Origin of the sequence: Micromonospora sp. CA-244673, assembly GCF_050948395.1 — a bacterium.
Lineage (GTDB): Bacteria > Actinomycetota > Actinomycetes > Mycobacteriales > Micromonosporaceae > Micromonospora.
In genome coordinates this window covers 3414211-3433205 of record NZ_CP192019.1, presented here as the reverse complement: position 1 = coordinate 3433205, position 18995 = coordinate 3414211, and the positions used below count along the sequence as shown (strand labels likewise).

Genomic DNA, 18995 nt, shown 5'->3' with positions numbered 1-18995 from the left:
AGGATCGTTCTGTCCGGAGGTGAGCAGGGTGGGCAGCCGTCGCGTTTGCCCGGCCGCCAATAGCCTCCCGTCATGGGAGAAGCCGAGGTCCGGGTCGTGGTCCGTAAGTTCGATGGCAGCCTGCACCGGCACCACTCGATGGTGTGGTTGGGCGAGGATGAGTTCGGGGTCTGGCTCGGCGCTCCGATCGGGACGATCTACAGCAAGGGCGGGGAGGGCGAGGTCTACGCAACCAAGGAGCGACGAGTCATGCTCTTTCCCCGCAACGCCTGGTGGACGGCTCTGTTCCAGGCAGCTCCAGCCCACCTGGACGTCTACTGCGACGTGACCACTCCCTCCGATTGGCCGCATAAGGGGGAAGTGACCACGGTCGACCTGGATCTGGATGTCTGCCGGATACGGCAGGACGGGTCCGTCTTTATGGACGACGAGGATGAGTTCGCCAGTCATCAGAGGCAGTACGGCTATCCACGAGACATCATCACGCGCGCGGAGAGTACCGCCGAGTGGCTGTCAACTGCGCTGCGCGACGGCGCGGAACCCTTCGGACGCCGCTACCGCACATGGCTGGACCAGGTCGATTGAGCTTGGCTCTGGTATTGGTCAGGCTGCGGAAGCGAGGGGGCGTCCGCCCCAGCGGATGCCCTTCTCGCAGCGGATGCGAGCGCGTTCGCGGCGCTCGGCGGCCAGGACGTCCCGGTGGCGGGCGTTGGCGTTGCGCCAGCGCAGGTAGGGCGTGCAGGGCCCGGGTCTGCATCGGGTGGTTGGGGTGGTTCGAGTTCGCGATGGTGAACTGTCGCAGAGGCCCGAAGTGGGCCTCGATCGGGTTGGCCCAGCACGCGTACGTCGGGGTGAAGCACACGTCGCGCCTGGCGCGGCAGAGGGCACATGTTCGTCAGTCGGCGGCGATCTGCTCGATGGATTGCGCGGCGATGGCGAGCAGCGCGGGATCTCCGGAGCGGGTGTACGTGTCGCCTACGGCATCAACGAACTTGATCGCGTGCGCGTCTCCGGTGTCTGTTGCACGGCGCATGACTTCGTCGAGGCTCAGCTCGGTGCCGGCGGGCGGGACCGGCCGCGCCTCGGCCGGGGCGTAGGCGGCGGTAACCGCGGCTGTCGCCGCCCAGGCGGCGGCGAGGCTCGGCGCCCAGAGCGTCGGCGGTAGAGCCGGCAAGGCACGCAGGACCGCGTTCGGCGCGGTGGCGGCGTGGACGAGCATGACAGGGCTGGCGTACCCGTGGGTGCCGTGCCGGATGACCGCGGCGTCGACGATGCCCGCGAGCCGTGTTGGGACGTCGTCCTTGGCGTTGCCGGGCACTGCGCCGGCTAGCGAAGGCCACAGGGCCAGGTCGGCCAGTTGAGCGAGGCGGGCTCGGATGCCGGACCGCTGGTCGGGTATGCGGGGTACTGCGTCGAGCGCGGACCGGGCGTCGGTGGTCGGGTATGGTCCGGCGCCGGGCGGTGCGAGGGGCTGCCACCGGGCGGCCCAGTAGGCCAGCCCCTGACCGAGTTCGGCGACGCGCGGCTGGGTCTCCTCGTCGAGCAGCGCGCGTATGGCGTGGCCGACCCGGATGACTCCGTGGGTCGCGCCAGCGGCTATGCCAGGTAGCAGGCGTGGCCACCACCGGACCAGCACTTCCCGCCACGGTTCGCCGGCCAACTCGCGGTCGAAATAGTTCAGCCAGTCGCCGGTACGGACCGGGTCGCCGAGCGGGTCACGCCACTCATCCCTTGGGATGGGCCGAATACCCCGTGGTCGCTCTTCCAGCTTGTCCGCGTAGCCATCAATCCATCGGTGAACTGCCCGCTCGTGGCCGCGGTGGACCAGGGCCTCCACCGCCATGGGGGCGTGGTTGGACAGCCAACCGTTCCGCTCCGGGCCAGTGTGGCGCACCCGTTCGTATGCCTCGTCGAGGACGGAACTCGTCATGCGCTCGAGTCTTCAATCTGAAGTTCGGTTGAAGTCAATCCAGCAACTTCCCTCGGATCCCGCGACGCTCTGTCCGCGGCGGAAGCGTGGACATGATCTTGGCGCAAGGATGTCGACCGGCGATGATCTGTATGGTCACGGCGTGATCGCGAGGCTTGAGGTCGTGTACTGCGATGGCTGGGACGACGGCGTGGTCAATCCGTTGACCGCGACTGCCGCGCAGGCCCGTGACGCCGCGGGTGAGCCGTACACGGCCGTGCTGTTGATCGATGGTCGACGGCACGCGGTGATGGACGTTACCTGGGCCGACGAGTACTGCCGTGTGTCGCGCTTCGACGCCGCTGGCCGACAGGTGTCCTGCCACGAGCTGCGCGGCACGGGGAGCGGCGACCTGTTCCTGCGCCGGGCCGCTACCTGGGACGGCCCGCCGGATGTGGGCAAACACGAGTTTCCGCATGTCGCGGCGCGGACCAGCACCACCTATCGACTCTCCGGGCAGCGCAGCGACGTCGTCGAGCCGCGTGGCGATCGGGGCGATCGGCACGAGTCCCGTTCGATACAGCCGCCGCCCCGCCTGCCGATTCCGGGCTTTCGCCGATGGCGGGAACTGCTGAGTCTCGCCGGGGACCCGCCCGTGGAGGTCATCGACGCGGTGCACCATCCGCTTCCGGTACGCACCGCGCCCCGGCCACCCTGGCGTCCGCCCCGGCCGCTGCGGCCACACGGCATCGAACTCCTGTTCACCCCCGGTGCGCAGGTCGAGTACAACGATCGGCATCTTCGCCTGTCGGCCCACAGCGCGGGGCGGCTGCAGGTGCCGTCCGGCCGCCTGATCGCCGCTGATCCTTCCTCGTTGGACTTCGACGCCGAGCCCTTCAACGTCACCGTGCCGCCCGGCACGTACCCGGTCTCCATCAGCCTCGCGACCTTCGTCGATGATCCGCGGCATACCCGGGTCGCCGCCGCCCGCCTCGACATCAGCGACCGTCCCGCGGTGCGATGGGAGCTGGCGTTACGCGACGGGCAGGACCCGCTCGACCTGGGCTACCAGCAGTTCTTCGGCTTCGGCGTCGATGCTGGCATGGCCTGCTTCGTCGACGCCGACTCCGCTGACCGCCTGGTGGACGTCTGGCGCACACTCGACGGCCTGGTCGAGCCGCGCTACCGCACGACCGGTTCGGGAGACATGGTCGCCTGGTCCAGCGGCTGGGGCGACGGCGCCTACCCCACGTGGATCGGCTACGACGCCTCCGGTTCCGTGGCGTGCTTCGTCGCGGACATGTTGCTCTTTTCCACCGACTCGGAAGACGAGGACGAGGAGTGACGACACGCCGCAGACGATTTGGGCAGAGTCGGACGACGAGCGCTGACGAACTGTTCGCGGCGCGTCTCGCCTTCCCGGTGGGCCATCGGGTGCGAGGAACCGTGAGCGGCCGAGCGCCTCCGGGTCGACGGCAGGTCGAGGCACTCAACCCGGCAGTTGAGGGGAAAGCGGGCCAGCAGACAGGTTCGACGCTGCCGTCAGGTGACAGTCACACCGATCACGCGGCCAGTCGCGGCCGACGCGCGGTGACGCCGACCACGGCTAGCAGGAACACCGTGCACATAGTCAGCACCGGCGGCAGCATCTTGATCGAGTCCTCGAGCTGCCGGTACGCGCCGTCGACCAGGCCCGGATCCCACCAGCTCATGGCCGACAGGTACCACAGCGGCGCATTGTGCCGTGGGGCACGGTCAGGCGGCAGCGCGGTGAACACATACACGGCGGTGACCGCGTCGAGCAACAGCAGCGCCCCCATCCCGCTGCCGAGCCAGGCAGCGGCGCGGCGGCCGCGGCGCAGCAGGACGCTCACCGCCCAGCCGAGACCGGTAGCGCCGACCGCCCAGCAGGCCACGGCCGCCAGCGAGCCGGCACGGACCTCGCCGAGGACGTCACCGAGATGCGGTACGGCGCTGATGCCCGCGACGCCCAGCGCGAGCGCCGCAGGAACCACGACGGCGGCCCCGACGATCGGCTCGGAGCGTGCCATCCACCGGCCGAACCACCACATCGAGGTCGCGGCGAGCGCCACCGCCAGCGCGTACCCGTAGGGCGCGGCCTCGTGCGCGCCGGTCATGTCGGCCAGCAGACCCGCCGTGGTCAGAAGTAGCAGTAGCAGCACGCCGAACGCGAACGGCGCGACGACCAGCTTGATCAAAGTGATGCCAGCGGTACGCGCCCGAGCCACGGTCATCGTCTCCGCCTGTTGCGTGAGCCGGTCGCGCAGCGCGCAGCGGACGGTGTCGGCCAGGTCCCGGGCCGGGGTGTCACTGGCGGCGAGCAGTTCGGCGATCTCATCGCCGTAGCGCTCGCGGATCGCGGCCGGGTACAGCGCCAGCACGGCGCGGATGATCCGGGCGCGCATCAGGCCACCGCCAGCCGGCGCAGCCCGGTCGCGGCGAGGGACCGCATGCGCTGCAGCTCGGCGCCCAGGGCTGCGCGGCCGGCGTCGGTCAGCCGGTACGGCTTGCGCCGGTCCTGCTCGGGCAGGGCCTCGATGTAGGCGTGCTCCTCCAGTCGCCGGATCGCGCCGTAGAGCGTGCCGGGTCCGGGGCGGGTGCCGGTGAGCTCGCCGATGTCGTCCTGCATGGCGTAGCCGTGCTTGGGCCCCGCGGCGAGGCTGATCAGGATGTGCAGTGCCGGTTCGGAGAACCGGCCGAGGTCGGCGAGCCCGGCCACGAGAACCTCCCTTGCTACGTCCCGCGTAGCATCGCAGTACGTAGCAACTCCGTCAAGCCTGACCGTTCCCTGCCAGATGGACACCGACAGGTCAGGCGTCCCGAGCCGCGGCGCCGGACGCCGAGACGGTGCCCGCCCGCTGAACCGCTGGCGTGCGAAGGCTTAGCCGAATGGCCGCTCAGGGTGATGATGTGGGCGACTATCCACCGACGAATCTCCCGCACATACTGCTGATAGAGCCGCCGCCGCACGGGGTCCGGTGACACCGGGAGACACCCATAGCGGCAGGCGCAGCGCTGGCGATCCCCGCCGGAGCGGCTGCCTTTCCTCAGTGCTGGCGGATGAGATGGGCGCACCGCAGACCGGTCACCGTCGACCGATCGTCGGGTCCCGTCAGGCGCACCGGGATCGGTGCGGCTACCTGGAGGTGGTCATGTACTCAGCGGCGAAGCTTCGCATCGTTCTGGCGGCCGGGACTCTCGGCCTTGCCATGGTCGCCTGCCAGTCCCCGCACGCCCCCACGCTCGGGCCGTCCGCCCCTGATGCGGCGCGCTCGACTTGGTCCGCGCCCGGTGGGTCGGGTGGCGGACGGGTGGCATCGCCGTCCATATCGACCGCGCCGCCGCCCACGAGGTTCCCGGGCACGTCACCCGCGCCGGTGCCGTCCGTGCCGGCGCCGACCATGTCGGCCGGCCTGACCAAGCGGCAACTGGCCGGGCAGCGGATCATCTACTCCTATCCCGGGTTGACACCACCGGCGAGCCTGTTGAGGATCATCCGCGCCGGTGAGGCCGCCGGGGTGATCTTCTTCGGGGAGAACATCGCCGACACCGCCCAGATCCGCTCGGTGATCACCCAGTTGCGACGAGCCCAGGCACAAAGCCCGATCCACGTGCCGCTGCTGCTGATGGTCGACCAGGAGGGTGGCCTGATCCGACGGCTGCCGGGGGCGCCCGCGCTCTCGGAGAAGCGGATCGGCCAGTCCGGCGACCCGGTGGCCGCGGCGGCCGCAGCGGGCACCGGAGCCGGCCGCACCCTCGCCGCAGTTGGCGTGAACGTCAACCTCGCCCCGGTTCTCGACGTCTACTCCACCGCGGGCAACTTCATCGACCAGTACCAGCGCTCCTACAGCGCGGACCCCGGCACCGTCGCGCCCCTGGCGCGGGCGTTCATCACCGCCCAGCAGCGCACCGGCGTAGCCGCCACCGCCAAGCACTTCCCCGGACTGGGACGGGCCGCAACGGACCAGAACACCGACACCCGGCCGGTCACCCTGTCCCAGTCGCTGGCCACGCTGCGCGGCGCCGACGAGTTCCCGTACTCAGCCGCCGTCGCCACCGGCGTCGACCTCGTCATGCTGTCCTGGGCCATCTACCCCGCGCTGGACCCGAACCACCCAGCCGGCCTGTCGCCGACCGTGGTCAGGCAGGAACTGCGCGGGCGCATCGGGTTCACCGGAGTGACCGTCACCGACGCCCTGGAAGCCGGTGCGCTGGCCCACTACGGCAGCACCGGCCAGCGCACGGTCGCCGCCGCAACCGCCGGCATGGACCTCATCCTGTGCTCCGCCCGCGACGTCGGCCAGGGCGAAGCCGCCACCGCTGCCCTGGTCAACGCCCAGACCGCGGGCCAGCTCGACTCCGCCGGCTTCATCGCCGCAGTGGATCGGATCGCCGGCCTGCGGGCCCGTCTCCACTGACCGTCCAGTGCGGCGGCGGTCCGACGCGGCTTCGCTCGCCCGAACCGGCCCGTGAACGACCCGAACACCCTCAGGTCAGCTTGCAGTGCGGGTTATCAGAGGGCAACCAACGGCAGTGCCACGTGCCGAACATCGCCGTCTCGTAACTGGCGGCCAGCAGCAACGACGACAGGGTCGGATGGTCTGCGGGGATCCTGTTGCCTCCGCACGCGTGGTCAACGGCTCCTACACGCCCGCCGGCAGCCGGGAGGGTACCGCCCGGTTGTTCCGCGTCCGGCTGCGTTCGGTGCCATTGGATGCAGTCCAACGGCGTTCATGCTCTCAACCTGCTCCCCCGATCCCCTTCCCCCATGGACCGACCCAACGGTTCGTGACCAGCGTGCCGTCGTCGCTGGAGTGCATGATCAGGTTGATCACCCCTGTTGCGACATGTCCGGTGCGGGTTTCGGCGGCCGCGGTCGCAACGTCGGGCAGCCTGAGATCGGCGAGTATTTGCCGCACCACGACCTGCGCCCTACAGGGTCATCCGGCACCTTCGAAACCGGGCCTGACCTGGCCGGCTTCGACGCTCAGGGCGGAAAGCTCCGCACCCTTGCTACGGCGCCCACACCTTGGTCAAGCGTCCGTGATCGTGACGTGGTTGGCGCGTTGCGGCTCGGGCTGGAACATGGTCAGCAGACTCTCGCCCTCGGCGACGACGGCGTCGCGCTCGTGCTTCGCGAGCGCGCGTAGCGACGTGATCTGCAACGTCGCCGCGCCGTCGTCGAGCGTGATCGCCCAGGTGCCCACGACCCGGCCATCGACCAGCAGGAAGCGGGCGCCCGTGACACTCAGACCGCGATGTTCCGGGTCGATGATGCGGCTGCGGTCGTCGTAGCCGAGCACCGCGTTGTCGAACGCCGGCAGGAAACGCGGCGGCACCGGGGTTTCCGGGTCGGGCAGCGCGCCGTCGGGAACGTCGAGCAACTCGCGGCCGCGCTCGTCGCGGAACGTCCGCAACGACGGTCGCAGCCGTTGGACGGACTCGCGCAGCCCGCTCAGGCCGGACCAGGCCCGGATGTCAGCGCTGGCCGCCGGGCCGTAGGCGGCGAGGTAGCGCAGGACCAACGCGTCGACGGTGACCGGCGACTGCGGCTCCAGCGGGCGGCCCAGCCACGTCTCGATGGTGGTGTTGTACGCGGCGCCGCGCTCGCCCCAGACACCGCGGGGCGGCACCTGCACGAGCGGCACGAGCGTGCTGAGCGCGTCACCCAGCGAGCGCGGCTCCACTCCCGGCCAGCGGTCGGCGATGGCGCGCGCCGCCTCGGTCAGCATGCGCGGCCGCTCCTCGAACAGTGGCCGGCCCAGTCTCGCCAGGTCGTCGAGGTCGACGCCGGGCAGCACCCGGCGCAGGGTCGACCACATGCGTGAGACCAGCATTGCCTGGTGCACGGGCCGCAGCGCGAGGCAGTCGCGCGCGGTCACCAGATGGAGGGTGCGGCGCATCAGCAGTGTGCGGACCGCCCCTCGGCTCAGCAGCAGCTCCACCAGCGCCGGCGGCTGGAAACCCGCCAGCCGGCTCCACAACCCGACGTACGGTTCCAGGGGTTCCTGGGCCTGCAACCCCACCAAGTGCTCAAGGGCGTCAGCGACCGGCATGTCGTGCCGCTGCAGCAGGAGCTGGCGGGCTAGAAGCGCCCGGTTGAGGGCGCGGGGGTTGAGCACGCTCACGGCGATGACCCTATCGCCCACCCGTTTTCCGAGCCGTTGATTGCTTTCGAGGTGGTGCCACCGGCGCGACTGCCACCTTGCTGGTCGTCGCCGGGTCGGAAATCGCCCGACTGTTCGCGAGAACGGTCGTGCGCACGCCACCAGATGGTCCCCCAGCACTCGTCCGAGCGGATCTCGTCCGCGTCGGTGGAGCCGCTTACCGTGAGGACAGGCGACGATGCGGGGGGTAACGTGGGAAAGCCTCACCAGCAAGGGGAATTCGTCGAGCCGGCCCAGGCTGCCCCCACTGATCCTGTCTTGCCGGGCGAGGTCTCGTCGTCACCGCCGCCACCTGAGCCGGCGCCAACGAGCACCCGGGCGGACGCATTTCAGCCCGTGACGGCGGAGGCCTCTGGGGGCGGCGGCTCGGGGCGGCAGGAACGCTCGAAGCCGCGGACGGGCGGCGACCGCGATGGTGCGCTCAACCGCCTGATCATGGTCCGTACCTCGGCCTGGCGCATTCCGGAGGTCGAGCTGCTGCGGCGGGATCCGGACTGCTCCCCGGACGGTCTCACCACCGAGCCAGGCGGTGTGGACTTCGCCGCCCATCGTCGCCTGCTCGACGCCCTGCTCCGACCGGACGGGGTGCTGGACGGCACGGCCTGGCTGGGGCGGGTCCGCCGTGGAGAGGACGCTGTCGACTACAAACGTGCCAACAGTGATGCGGGCCGGTCACTCATGGCCGAGCTGGTCGACGAGGTGCGGCAGGGGTGCCTGGCCGCATTGGACAAGGATCGACAGGCCTGGCGTCAGTTGGCCGAGCTGCGGCATCAGATCTTCCTGGAGCCGCGGCGGATGGGGTCACTGCGCATTCCGGCGGATCCGGATCTGCCCCTGTATGCGGTGGTCGACATTTCTTTCTCCTACCTTGTCGAGCGGCCGCTGTGCCGAGCCAGCATTTCGGTGTGGACGTCGCTGCCTCGTAGCCGTCGGCACGTCCCTGCGGAGCTGCTGGTCCCGGCGGTGGACGGCGCGCAGGACGTGCGGATCCCGGCCGAGCAGGTGCCCGCCTACCGCAGCTATCTGCTGCGGGTCGGGGAGAGCCTGCAGCGGTTGCTCGCCGCGCAGCTCCTGCCGGTCCAGTTCCGGATCTTCGATTGGCAGTACGACTTCCCGACGTTCTGGGTGGCCGTTCCGGCGTCTCTGCGCAGCGACGCCTACCGCTATCTGCAGCGGAGCGAGCGGGTAGGTGATCGGCTCGCGCGCGAGCTGCTGTTGACCGGCACCGCTCGGGATTCGGTGGTGAGCCGCGCCGTGCTCAACGGTGATTTCATGGTGCTGCGCCGGTTTCGGCGGGAGGGCGAGACCTACACCCCGCACTACCTGATCCTGCCGTCCCGCAATGGCTACCCGGCCCGTGACGCCGACGGCCAGCGGGACCCGGACCGGCAGGCGGCCGCGATCCGCCGCCAGGAGGAGGACGCGGCGGGGATCGTCGTCGCCCTCAGTGAACTAGAGGCGAGCAGCGGTAGCGAGCTGTACACGGTGGAGCGTGACCTGGAAATCTGGAAAAACCATCTTCAGGTCTACACCGCGATGGCCGAGCGCGGCGCGTTTCTGTGGGACGCGCTCTCGACCCACCTGCCGATGCGACGCGGTCGAGCGCTCAACGAAGCGCACCGCGCCGTGCAGTTGCTGCACCAGATCCTGCTCCAAGGGGTAGCCGACCTCGGCCACCTGCGCGCGCTGACGCGGGCCTCCAGTGCAAGCATCGACGCGGCGGCCGAGCGGTTGCAGGACGACTTCGACGCGAAACTCACCGAGTTGCACGGGCGGAGTGTGCGCGGACTGCGCGGCGCGATCACCGAGACCGGACTGTTCGCCCGGGTACGCCAGCACGGCGCGGAGATCGTCGAGCAGTCCTCGTGGGTCAAGTCCCGCTACGACGACCTCGTGGCCGCGATCACCTCCGCCTTCGACGAGCGGCGGGTCCGCGAGGCAGACGTGATCCAGAAGGGCGGCGTGGTGATCAGCCTCGCGGTTGGCCTGGTCAGCCTGGTGACGGTGCTGGACGCCACGACGGACATGAGGACCAAGCTGGAGGTGGCGCCGACCCCCGGCGCGCCGGGAGATGCCAACCGGCTGCGCTGGCTGCATGACCAGGCACTGGGGTTGCTGTCCCGGCACGCCAACGAGGCGGCCCTGTTCAGCCTTGCCTGCGGAGTCGCCGTGCTCGGCGTTGCGCTGTACGTCTGGGTCAGGTTCAGGTCCTCGGGCCGGCTGAGCTCGCGGCAGTTTCGCCGGCTCTACGACGGGTCACGCGGCCGGCTCGTCATGCGTAACGGCCACGGGGTGTGGCACTTCCTGAGAGACGCGTCGACCGACAGTCTCGAGGATTTCCTCGGCAGCGCGCGGCGCCAGCCAGCCAAACCCGAGGACGCCCGGGGAAACCGGCAGCGTTGGGCGGAGCTCGATGACGCGCTGGCCGGACGCTTCGCCGACCTGTGGGATCGGGCGGCTCCGATGGGGGTGCGGCGGCAGGGCCGCGTCCGTTCCGACATCAAGGCACTGGCCCGGCGAATCGAGCACTGGGGAATTCACGGCCTGTTACTCACCGAGCGCCCTCGCCAACTACATGAGTACGTGCTGCCCCGGCTCATCTGCCTCTACCGGTTCTGCATCCAGTGGCCGGACTCGTTCATCGAGAAGGTGGGCCGGCAGAACCGCCCGAAGAGCCTTGTGCCGGACAGCGAATTTGTGCGGGCCATGCAGTGGCTCGGCTTTCAGCGCGACCAGGCACTGGAGTTCGACAGGCACCTGCACACCTGGCAGAAGCGCCAGATCGCCGAGAACCAGGGCGCCGGCGGATCCGCCGGTGCCGTACCTGCCCAGTACGCTCGGCGACTACTCGATCTCTTGAACGAGTTGGAACTCTCGGCGCACTGCACGGCGGAGGACGTCGAGCGGCTGCTTGTCCTTTCGGAAGCGGCGGCGGCCGGGAATCCCGTTGCGGCGCCGGAGGCGCCCCCACCCCCACGGGTATGGACCCAGGTCGTGGTGCAGCCGGACGATCTCCGTCCGAACGGCGAGCCGACCGACGAGGCGCTGGAACGCTAGCGCGTACCGGCTCGTGCGTAGTGGCTCCACGCCGAGGGCGCTCCGGAGGGAAGGAAGGGCGAGGGGCGGTGAGCTCGACGACCCGGGGACTGTCGACGGCATCGCACTCCCGCGACACTGCCACCGGCCGCTTCACGCGCGAGCGCCGTGAAACCGGGCGCGAGGGCAGCCAGGTGCTGCGTGGCACAGCTCGCTTCTCATCTTGGCTGGTCAGCGCCCGAGGACGTCCACCAGTTGCTGTCCCAGGCCGGTGCACGCCTCCATGTCCAGGCGGTACGTCACGTAGCGGCCGCGGCGCGCCGAGATCAGCAGCCCGGCCGCCTTCAGCACCGCGAGGTGCCTGGACACCTCCGGCGCCGTCACCTGCCAATAGTCGGCCAGCTCGCCGGTCGTGTGCGGACCTCGGGCGAGCGTACGGCAGAAACGCAGCCGCAGTGGGTGCGCAAGCGCGGTCAGCCGTGCATCCAGCTCGTCCGCCCGCAACACCGGGCGCGGGTTCCAGCCCGGTGCCGGGTACTGCAGCACGGGCAGCCAGCCGGGGGCGTAGACGACGGTCATGTGCGGTGCGCCGTACGCGCTCGGGATGAGCGTCATCCCGTTGCCGCGACCGTCTGCGGTCTGGTCCTGCAGCTTGTCGATCGTCAGAATGCCGCGCTCGGTGTCGACCCCGATTGCGTGCGAGATCCGGCCGAGGGCGCCGATACCCTCGCGGGTCAGGTCGAAGCGTCGACGGTCGGCTTCCTCGGCGAGCGCTGGGCGGACGCGTTTCCAGACCGTGCCGAAGAAGGCGGACTCGCAGGCGAGCAGAAAGCGTCGTACCCGCTCGCGCTCGGCGGTCGGATCGGCGAGCACCCGCTCGGCCCACGCCGCCTGCCGCGGCCCTCGGGCGCGGGCCGCCGCCAGCGCCCGCTGCCGCACGATCGGGTCACGCAGCGGCGACCACATTCGCGGCGCCGGTGAGACGGCCCGATGGGCGGCGAGCGCCGCAGCGACCCAGCGCTCGTCGTCCAGGCGGTCGACGTCGTCCAGTTCCTCGCGCAGGCTCGGCCGTGGATCGGACGGGAAGAGGAAGTCGGCCCGGCCGGAGCGCCAGAGCAGACCGAATTCCTCGAGGCCCGGAGCCAGCTCTGCGGGAAGGGCAGCCGCCATCATCGCAACCGCCGCGGCGGTGTCCGGATGATGCTGCGGCTCCGCGAGCACGTGCAGCACCGCGCCGAGCTCCGCGAGCGGTGACGGCGTTATCCGGATCCGATCGGCTGGTACGCCGGCGATGTCGACCGAGGTGACCACGTACCGATCATGGCAGGGGTTCGCGCCCGGGCGGACCGATTGACGTCGTCTGTCAATCGACGGGCCGTGGATTGACGACGCTGGCCAACCTGAATTCCTTGGCAGCCCTGCGGCCGCACGATCGCAGCCGTGACGACCACCCGTACGACGCTTCGTGAGTTGGTCCGCATCCCGGGCGGCGGCCGCTACGCGCTCAGCGCCACAGTCGAGGCAGCGACCTCCGGGATGCTGCGCCCGTTCATCGTGATCTACGCCGTGCTGATCGGCCTCAGCGCGCCCCAGGCCGGTATGACACTGACCGTCGGCATGCTGGCCGGCCTCGGCGCCGTCCCGCTCTCCGGATGGTGGATCGACCGCGGGGCGCGGCGGGCCCCCGCCGTCGCCGCCCTACTGGTGCGGGCGGTGGGGGCGTTGCTGCTCGCCCTGGTGCCCGGCATCGCCGGATTCGCGATCGGTGCGGTGCTCATCGGCGTCGGCACGCAAATCGCTGCGCCCACCAATTCCGCGCTGGTCGCCGCGCTCGCCGGTCCGGCCCAGCGTGCGGCGGCGCTGGCCGCGGGCCGCTCGCTGCGCAACGCCGGCCTGGGCGCCGGCGCCCTGCTCGGCACGGTTCTGGTCGCGACCGGGCCGGAGGTGCTCCGCTGGCTCGCGCTGGTGACGGCGCTCGGGTGCGCGTTCGGCGCGGCGGTGATCGCCCGGGTGCCGCTGCCCCATCACGATGTTCCGGTCCCCGCCCCGGCCGCGGCAACGAAGGAAGCGCGCGGTGCCGGCCTACGCGCCGTTACCGTCCTGGCCCTGGCCGGGATCCCGTACGCGTTTCACGCCGACATCCTCGAGATCGCCCTGCCGCTGCTGTTGGTGCAGGGCCTGCACGCGTCCCTGGCGTGGTCCTCGGGCATTTTCGTCGCCAACACCGTCATGGTGATCGCGCTGCAACTGGTCGTGGTGGTGCGCCTCGCGAGGTGGCCGCACCGCACTGTGCTGTTCTGGTCCGGGCTGTTACTCGCCGCCTCCTACCTCGCCTTCTGGCTCGGCGGGGCGACCGGCGGCGGCCCCGGCACGGTGCTCGTCGCGCTCGCCATCGCGCCTTACACGCTGGGTGAAATTCTCTACACCGGCAGTGGCGTGCCGCTGGTGATCGAGTCAGCGCCGCCACACCTGATGGGGCGGGCGCTCGCCCGCTGGCAGCTCAGCTACGGCCTGGCCCGGGCCGCCGATTCCATCATCATCACCGGTCTGCTCAGCCTGGGTGCGGCGGCGCTGTGGCTGCCGCTGGCCGCCGCGACCCTGCTGGGCGCAGCGACGCTGCGCCTGGGCACTCGACGGCATCGCCTGCACCGTTCGATTGGGGAGTCCGTGAGTCATGCCGCAGATGGCGGGACCCTGGCCGTCGTTGGTCCCCTCACCAGGAGCGTTCACGGTGGGGCTGGTACGTGCAGAGCTGTGAAAGCCAGAGGTTAGACCTCTCCCGGCAACTCGACCTAAGCGCACCAACGCTTGGTGCCGGCTCACCCGTCCGGCGAGCGCCAATTCGGCCGATGCGTTGACAGGCCGTCTGGACCACTGCGTCTCGTCTCGTCTGCGTGGAGCAGCCGGAAGGTCTCCTCCGGTGCGCGGCCCGGCTGCCGAGGTCGAGCGGCACCGGGCAGCTGGGCTGCCGTTGCGCAGCGAGGGCGTCGCCGTCCCCGGTGGGCAGCAGATCGCCCGCGCCGGTCCCTCGCCGGACGCCTCACCCGACGTCGGTCCAGGGCCGCGTCAGGTGGGCGGTCGCCAGCACGGCACCGCGGGCGCGCGCGTGGGCCAGCAACCACCGACGGCTCCGCCGGGCCGCCTCTGGATCCGCCTCGAACCGGTAACCCACCGCGGGGTCGACCAGCTGCACCGCGTGCACCAGCACGTCGCCGGTGACGATGACCTGCGCGCCGCGCCCGTCCACGACCACCGACTGATGACCGGGGGTGTGGCCCGGTGTCGGCACCACACCGATCCAGCCGCCGGCCCCCCGGCCCGCGGTGGCCAGGCGGGCGGCGCCGTCCGCCTCGTCGAGCTGACCGGTGGCGCGCAGCGGGTTGACGACGTACGTCATCGCGTCCTGGCCAGCGTCCAGGGCCGCCACTTCCCGCCGCTGCACCACGTACCGCGCGTTGGGGAACATGGGCGTCCCGTCCAGCCCGACCGACCAGCCGAAGTGGTCCTCGTGCAGGTGGGTCAGGACCACGGTGTCGACGTCTTCCGGGTCGATGCCCGCCAGGTCGAGTTCGGCGGGCAGCCGTCCCGGTACCGGTGCCCAGCCCGAGGCCGGGCTGCCGGCGGGGCCGACCCCGGCGTCGACCAGCGTCAGCCGGTCCCGTGGTCCACGGACGGCGAAGCAGCGGAAGTCCAGGTTCCACGTCTCCCCCGGGCCGAACGCGCCGGGGTCGACAGTCCGGGCCAGCTCCCAGTCGTGCTCCGTCGCCTCGGGAAACGCCTGCTGCCGGTCGAGGAAGAACGGCCCCGACGCGTCGAGCAGGGCCGTCACCTCGAACGGGCCGGCCGACCGGGAGCCGACCGTCGGCCGGCCGGCCCGGCGTACCGCGCGGGGCCTGGTGGCAGCGCGGCCCGCGTCCGCCGCGCTCGCCTGGCCGGCGACGCTCAGCGAGCCGGCGACCGTCACGGCCGTCGCGGCGAGCAGGAACCTTCTGCGCCCGTACTCTGCGGATGTCTCACTCACTGTTGGCTTCCCTTCCTCGCAGGGTCCCCGGGAACCGGACTGGTCCGTTCCGGCGGGGTCGGCGACGACGCTAGAGCCGGTTCCCGGTAGGCGTGCCCAGCCCGGGACACCACTGACCTGATCCTGTCGATGGCTGTCCAGACTGCGCCGCTGGCGCGGACGGACCCGTTTCTAGAATTGGTTCGCCGATCCGGCGCGGGTCCGGCGAGGCACCAGGCGCCGACCTGGTGGACCGCGCGGCGAACGAGGCGGGGAGATCTGCGATGCCGATCGAGGGGCCGAGCGTGGCGATGCTGGCCTACGCGGGCGCGGGCAGCTTCGACTACATCACGGTCAACGAGATCTTCGGTGTGGACTACTCACACCGGTTCGGATCGTGGTACCGGACCAGGACCTGCGCCATCGAAGCGGGGCAGATCGAGCTGGACGGCGGGGTCACCGTGTCCGCCCCGAGCGGGCTCGCCGAGGCGGAGGCCGCCGACCTGCTCGTCGTACCGGGCTGGACGAGGGAACACGAGGTGCCGCCCCGGCCGCTGCTGGCCACCCTGCGGCAGGCGCACCGGCGCGGGGCCCGCATCATGTCGATCTGCACGGGGGCGTTCATCCTCGGCCACGCCGGCCTCCTCGACCACCGGCGCGTCACCACGCATTGGGCGACCGCACCGCTGCTGGCCTCGCTCTTCCCCGCCGCGACCGTGGACCCGCGGGCGTTGTTCATCGACGACCGCGGGGTCCTCACCGCCGCCGGCATGTCCGCCGGCATGGACCTCGCCCTGCACGTGGTACGCGGCGACTACGGCGCGGACGCGGCCGCCACGCTCGCCCGCAGGCTGGTGCTCGCCGGCTACCGCAGCGGCGGGCAGGCCCAGTTCGTCGATTCGCCGCTCAGCCCCGACCCGGGCGACCCGCTGCCGGCGTTGCTGGACTGGATGCGCGGGCACCTGGACCAGCCATGGTCGCTGCGGTCGCTGGGCGAACGGGTGCACATGAGTCCGCGTACGCTGGCCCGGCACTTCCACCGCCTCACCGGGATGAGTCCGCATCAGTGGCTCACCCGAGAGCGGGTGCTCGCCGCCCAGCGCATGCTGGAGGCCGGCGACGAGCCGATCGGACGGATCGCCACGCGGACCGGGATCGGGTCGACCGCCAACCTGCGGCACACCTTCCGGCGGGAACTCGGAATCTCACCCCAGGCGTACCGTGCCACGTTTCGTGCCCGGCGGACACCGCGGTGACGCGGCGGAATCCGGCCCGGGTCTCCTACGGCAGACGCGGAATGGCCGCCTCTGCCGGCCACGACCGGGCGCCATCAGATCAGTGCCCATGACGAACAGGTCGAACAGCACCTCGGCGATCGCGGCGGGTCGTCCGCGACGGGCTCAAGGGTCTGCCCGAGGTAGCCCGCGAACATGTGGCCGTAGACGATCATGCAGACCTGCATCGTTGGTGGGGCGACACCGCCATCCGCCGGCGAACGTGTCCGACCTTCGCGCCGACGCCCGGACGTTCGTGAGAACGCTCGCTGGGAGCAGGCGCCTCAGCGCGCGGTTGGTACCGGCGGGTGTGACTTCGACGTCGGCGTCGGCCCCGACCGCGACGCGGGGTGCGTCGGAGGCCCTGCGGTGCGTACAGTTCCGGGTCGGACTTGGGGTGGGCCGGGCAGATCCGGCGCAGGAACGGGATGAGACAGCAACGGCATGGCGGCAAACAACGTTACCGAAACCGGTCAATACGGCATCGATCGGAGCCTGCTGGAGACCTGTCTCAGCGTCTTTGAGGCGTTGGAGGACCTGCCTCCCGATCACCCCGACGTGGTGCGGGTGCAGCGGGCCACCGCGAAGTTCTACAAGGTGATCAAGCAGCGGCGACGCGAGGAACGGCGGGATGCCATCGCGGCGGCGGACCGCGCGGTGACGGAGGCCACCGCCACCGGCGCCCCGGGCCGGATCGACGACGAGACCCAGGGCATCCCGCTCGCCTCCCCCACTGTGGGTGCCACGGCCGGCTTCCTGCACAATCCGCGCGGCTGCTACGTCTGCAAGCAGCGCTACCGCGAGGTGGACGCCTTCTACCATCAGCTCTGCCCGCCCTGCGCCGCGCTCAACCGGGAGCGCCGGAACGCCCGCACCGACCTGACCGGCCGGCGGGCGCTGCTCACCGGCGGCCGGGCGAAGATCGGAATGTACATCGCGCTGCGGCTGCTGCGCGACGGCGCGCACACCACGGTGACCACGCGGTTTCCCCACGACGCGGTACGCCGATTCGCCGCGATGCCGGACAGCGGGGACTGGCTCCACCGCCTGCGAATCGTCGGGATCGACCTGCGCGACCCCGCCCAGGTGATCGCCCTCGCTGACTCGGTCAGCGCCCAGGGACCACTCGACATCTTGATCAACAACGCGGCGCAGACCGTCCGCCGCACGCCCGGGGCGTACGCGCAGCTCGTCGCCGCGGAGGCGGCGGCCCTGCCGGACGGCCCGCTGCCGGAGATGATCACGTTCGCCAAGCCGGCCGGCCAGGGCGACCCGGCGGGCCTGATCGCCCCGCCGCAGTCGACCACGGTCACCCCGCAGGCGCTCACCGCGTTGGCGCTGACCAGCGGCTCCGCTTCGCCGGAACGGATCGCGGCCGCCACCGCCATCGACGCCGGCGGTCTGGTCCCGGACCTCGACCCGGTCAACAGCTGGGTGCAGCGGGTGCACGAGGTGGACCCGGTCGAGCTGCTCGAAGTGCAGCTGTGCAACGTGACCGCGCCGTTCGTGCTGGTCAGCCGGCTGCGACCGGCGATGGCCGCAGCGACCGCCCGCCGTAAGTACGTGGTGAACGTGTCGGCGATGGAGGGCCAGTTCGCCCGCGGCTACAAGGGGCCGGGGCACCCGCACACCAACATGGCCAAGGCCGCGCTGAACATGCTGACCCGGACCAGCGCCCAGGAGATGCTGGCCGACGGCATCCTCATGACCAGCGTCGACACCGGCTGGATCACCGACGAGCGGCCCCACCCGACGAAGATGCGGCTGGCGGACGAGGGCTTCCACGCCCCGCTGGACCTGGTCGACGGCGCGGCCCGGGTGTACGACCCGATCGTCCGCGGCGAACAGGGCGAAGACCTTTACGGCTGCTTCCTGAAGGACTACGCGCCCTGCGCTTGGTGATCAGCGCGCCTCGTCGGCCGCCCAGGCTCAGGCGGGGACACGGTCAGCACCGTCGCCCCGTCCACCGCAGGCCCAAGCTGCGGTGGCTCGTACAGTTGGGCGTCCAACGATCGGTGGCACTGCTCGCCGCTTGAAGTCTGGCACCTCAACCTCCCGTCCGCCGGGCAGCGCTTGGGCCGTCGCCCTGAGCACGGACTGGACGACTTCGGGTGCGCCGAAGAGGTCACCGAGCAGGAGGGCCTGGCCCAGAAGGTTAGCCGTGGGAGCCGAGTCTCAACTCCCGGGGTCCGAGGGACAACGGGGTGGCCACCTCCACAGCCTGATATCGACACAGCAGAACCGTTTTGAGCGGCGTCGGTCGGCTCCATGACGATCGCCCGCCCAGGCCATGCAGGAGCAGCGAGGGCTGACCACTTCGGTCTTCCGCAGGATGCCGCACCGACTCGGGCCTGCGAAAACGCGAACCCGGCAGGTCGTGGTGGGTGCGGTGGAATGCCGTTCGGGGCCGTTGGACGCTGTTCAACGCCGTTCAGTGCTGCCAGTTGCTCCCAACCTGCTCCCCGGTCTCGGCCCCGGCGGTAAGGGCGACGTGTTCGTGGTTGGCGAGCTCAACCCAGTCGGGTACGCACCACCAGGTCGTGCAGGGCGTCCACGATTGCCGGGTCTACGTGATCGCGCGGCTTCGC

Annotated in this window: 13 protein-coding genes and 1 pseudogene; 7 read left to right on the top strand and 7 right to left on the bottom strand. The window is 70.9% G+C overall.

Annotated features, from left to right (window positions below):
- Positions 1-72: 72 nt before the first annotated feature.
- On the top strand, positions 73-585 hold the full coding sequence (locus ACQP12_RS15965) for a DUF402 domain-containing protein (RefSeq protein ID WP_433288789.1): 513 nt from the start codon (positions 73-75) through the stop codon (positions 583-585).
- A gap of 18 nt (positions 586-603) precedes the next feature.
- On the opposite strand, the pseudogene ACQP12_RS15960 reads toward ACQP12_RS15965, so the two are convergent.
- A pseudogene (locus ACQP12_RS15960) lies at positions 604-859 on the bottom strand (IS630 family transposase); the annotation flags it as partial.
- Between the two features lie 36 nt (positions 860-895).
- Positions 896-1930, bottom strand: a complete 1035-nt coding sequence (locus ACQP12_RS15955; RefSeq protein WP_433288787.1) for a questin oxidase family protein — start codon at positions 1928-1930, stop codon at positions 896-898.
- A 142-nt stretch (positions 1931-2072) separates the two neighbouring features.
- Between ACQP12_RS15955 and ACQP12_RS15950 the strand changes: the two genes are divergently transcribed.
- Complete coding sequence (locus tag ACQP12_RS15950; protein WP_433288785.1) at positions 2073-3254, top strand: DUF4241 domain-containing protein; 1182 nt, start codon at positions 2073-2075, stop codon at positions 3252-3254.
- A 217-nt stretch (positions 3255-3471) separates the two neighbouring features.
- Here ACQP12_RS15950 and ACQP12_RS15945 read toward each other — a convergent pair whose 3' ends face one another.
- Together ACQP12_RS15945 and ACQP12_RS15940 are read right to left on the bottom strand one after the other, a co-directional pair.
- Positions 3472-4335, bottom strand: a complete 864-nt coding sequence (locus tag ACQP12_RS15945; protein WP_433288783.1) for a hypothetical protein — start codon at positions 4333-4335, stop codon at positions 3472-3474.
- A complete protein-coding gene (locus ACQP12_RS15940; RefSeq protein ID WP_433288781.1) occupies positions 4335-4649 on the bottom strand; it encodes a PadR family transcriptional regulator in 315 nt (104 codons plus the stop codon). Before ACQP12_RS15940 ends, ACQP12_RS15945 begins: the two co-directional genes overlap by 1 nt.
- 667 nt (positions 4650-5316) lie before the next feature.
- Here ACQP12_RS15940 and ACQP12_RS15935 point away from each other — a divergent pair.
- Positions 5317-6348 (top strand): glycoside hydrolase family 3 N-terminal domain-containing protein, encoded by a 1032-nt coding sequence (locus ACQP12_RS15935; protein WP_433288779.1) that lies wholly within the window; start codon positions 5317-5319, stop codon positions 6346-6348.
- Positions 6349-6963: 615 nt separating this feature from the next.
- Here ACQP12_RS15935 and ACQP12_RS15930 read toward each other — a convergent pair.
- A complete protein-coding gene (locus ACQP12_RS15930) occupies positions 6964-8058 on the bottom strand; it encodes a winged helix DNA-binding domain-containing protein (RefSeq protein ID WP_433288777.1) in 1095 nt (364 codons plus the stop codon).
- A 375-nt stretch (positions 8059-8433) separates the two neighbouring features.
- On the opposite strand from ACQP12_RS15930, the gene ACQP12_RS15925 reads away from it, so the two are divergent.
- Positions 8434-11154 carry a hypothetical protein gene (locus ACQP12_RS15925; protein ID WP_433288775.1) on the top strand — a complete coding sequence of 907 codons (2721 nt, stop codon included), beginning with the start codon at positions 8434-8436 and terminating at the stop codon, positions 11152-11154.
- A gap of 210 nt (positions 11155-11364) precedes the next feature.
- On the opposite strand, the gene ACQP12_RS15920 is transcribed toward ACQP12_RS15925, so the two are convergent.
- The gene (locus ACQP12_RS15920) at positions 11365-12444 is read right to left on the bottom strand and encodes a DUF5937 family protein (protein ID WP_433288773.1); all 1080 of its coding nucleotides are present in this window, start codon (positions 12442-12444) and stop codon (positions 11365-11367) included.
- A 129-nt stretch (positions 12445-12573) separates the two neighbouring features.
- On the opposite strand from ACQP12_RS15920, the gene ACQP12_RS15915 reads away from it, so the two are divergent.
- Positions 12574-13905: an MFS transporter gene (locus ACQP12_RS15915; RefSeq protein WP_433288771.1), complete on the top strand. Its 1332-nt coding sequence runs from the start codon at positions 12574-12576 to the stop codon at positions 13903-13905.
- A 268-nt stretch (positions 13906-14173) separates the two neighbouring features.
- On the opposite strand, the gene ACQP12_RS15910 is transcribed toward ACQP12_RS15915, so the two are convergent.
- Positions 14174-15154 (bottom strand): MBL fold metallo-hydrolase, encoded by a 981-nt coding sequence (locus ACQP12_RS15910; protein ID WP_433288769.1) that lies wholly within the window; start codon positions 15152-15154, stop codon positions 14174-14176.
- A 263-nt stretch (positions 15155-15417) separates the two neighbouring features.
- Here ACQP12_RS15910 and ACQP12_RS15905 point away from each other — a divergent pair, with 263 nt between their 5' ends.
- Together ACQP12_RS15905 and ACQP12_RS15900 are read left to right on the top strand one after the other, a co-directional pair.
- Positions 15418-16389, top strand: coding sequence for a helix-turn-helix domain-containing protein (locus ACQP12_RS15905; protein ID WP_433288767.1), 972 nt, complete (start codon positions 15418-15420; stop codon positions 16387-16389).
- Positions 16390-16851: 462 nt separating this feature from the next.
- Positions 16852-18309 (top strand): SDR family NAD(P)-dependent oxidoreductase, encoded by a 1458-nt coding sequence (locus tag ACQP12_RS15900; RefSeq protein ID WP_433288765.1) that lies wholly within the window; start codon positions 16852-16854, stop codon positions 18307-18309.
- Positions 18310-18995 lie beyond the last annotated feature (686 nt).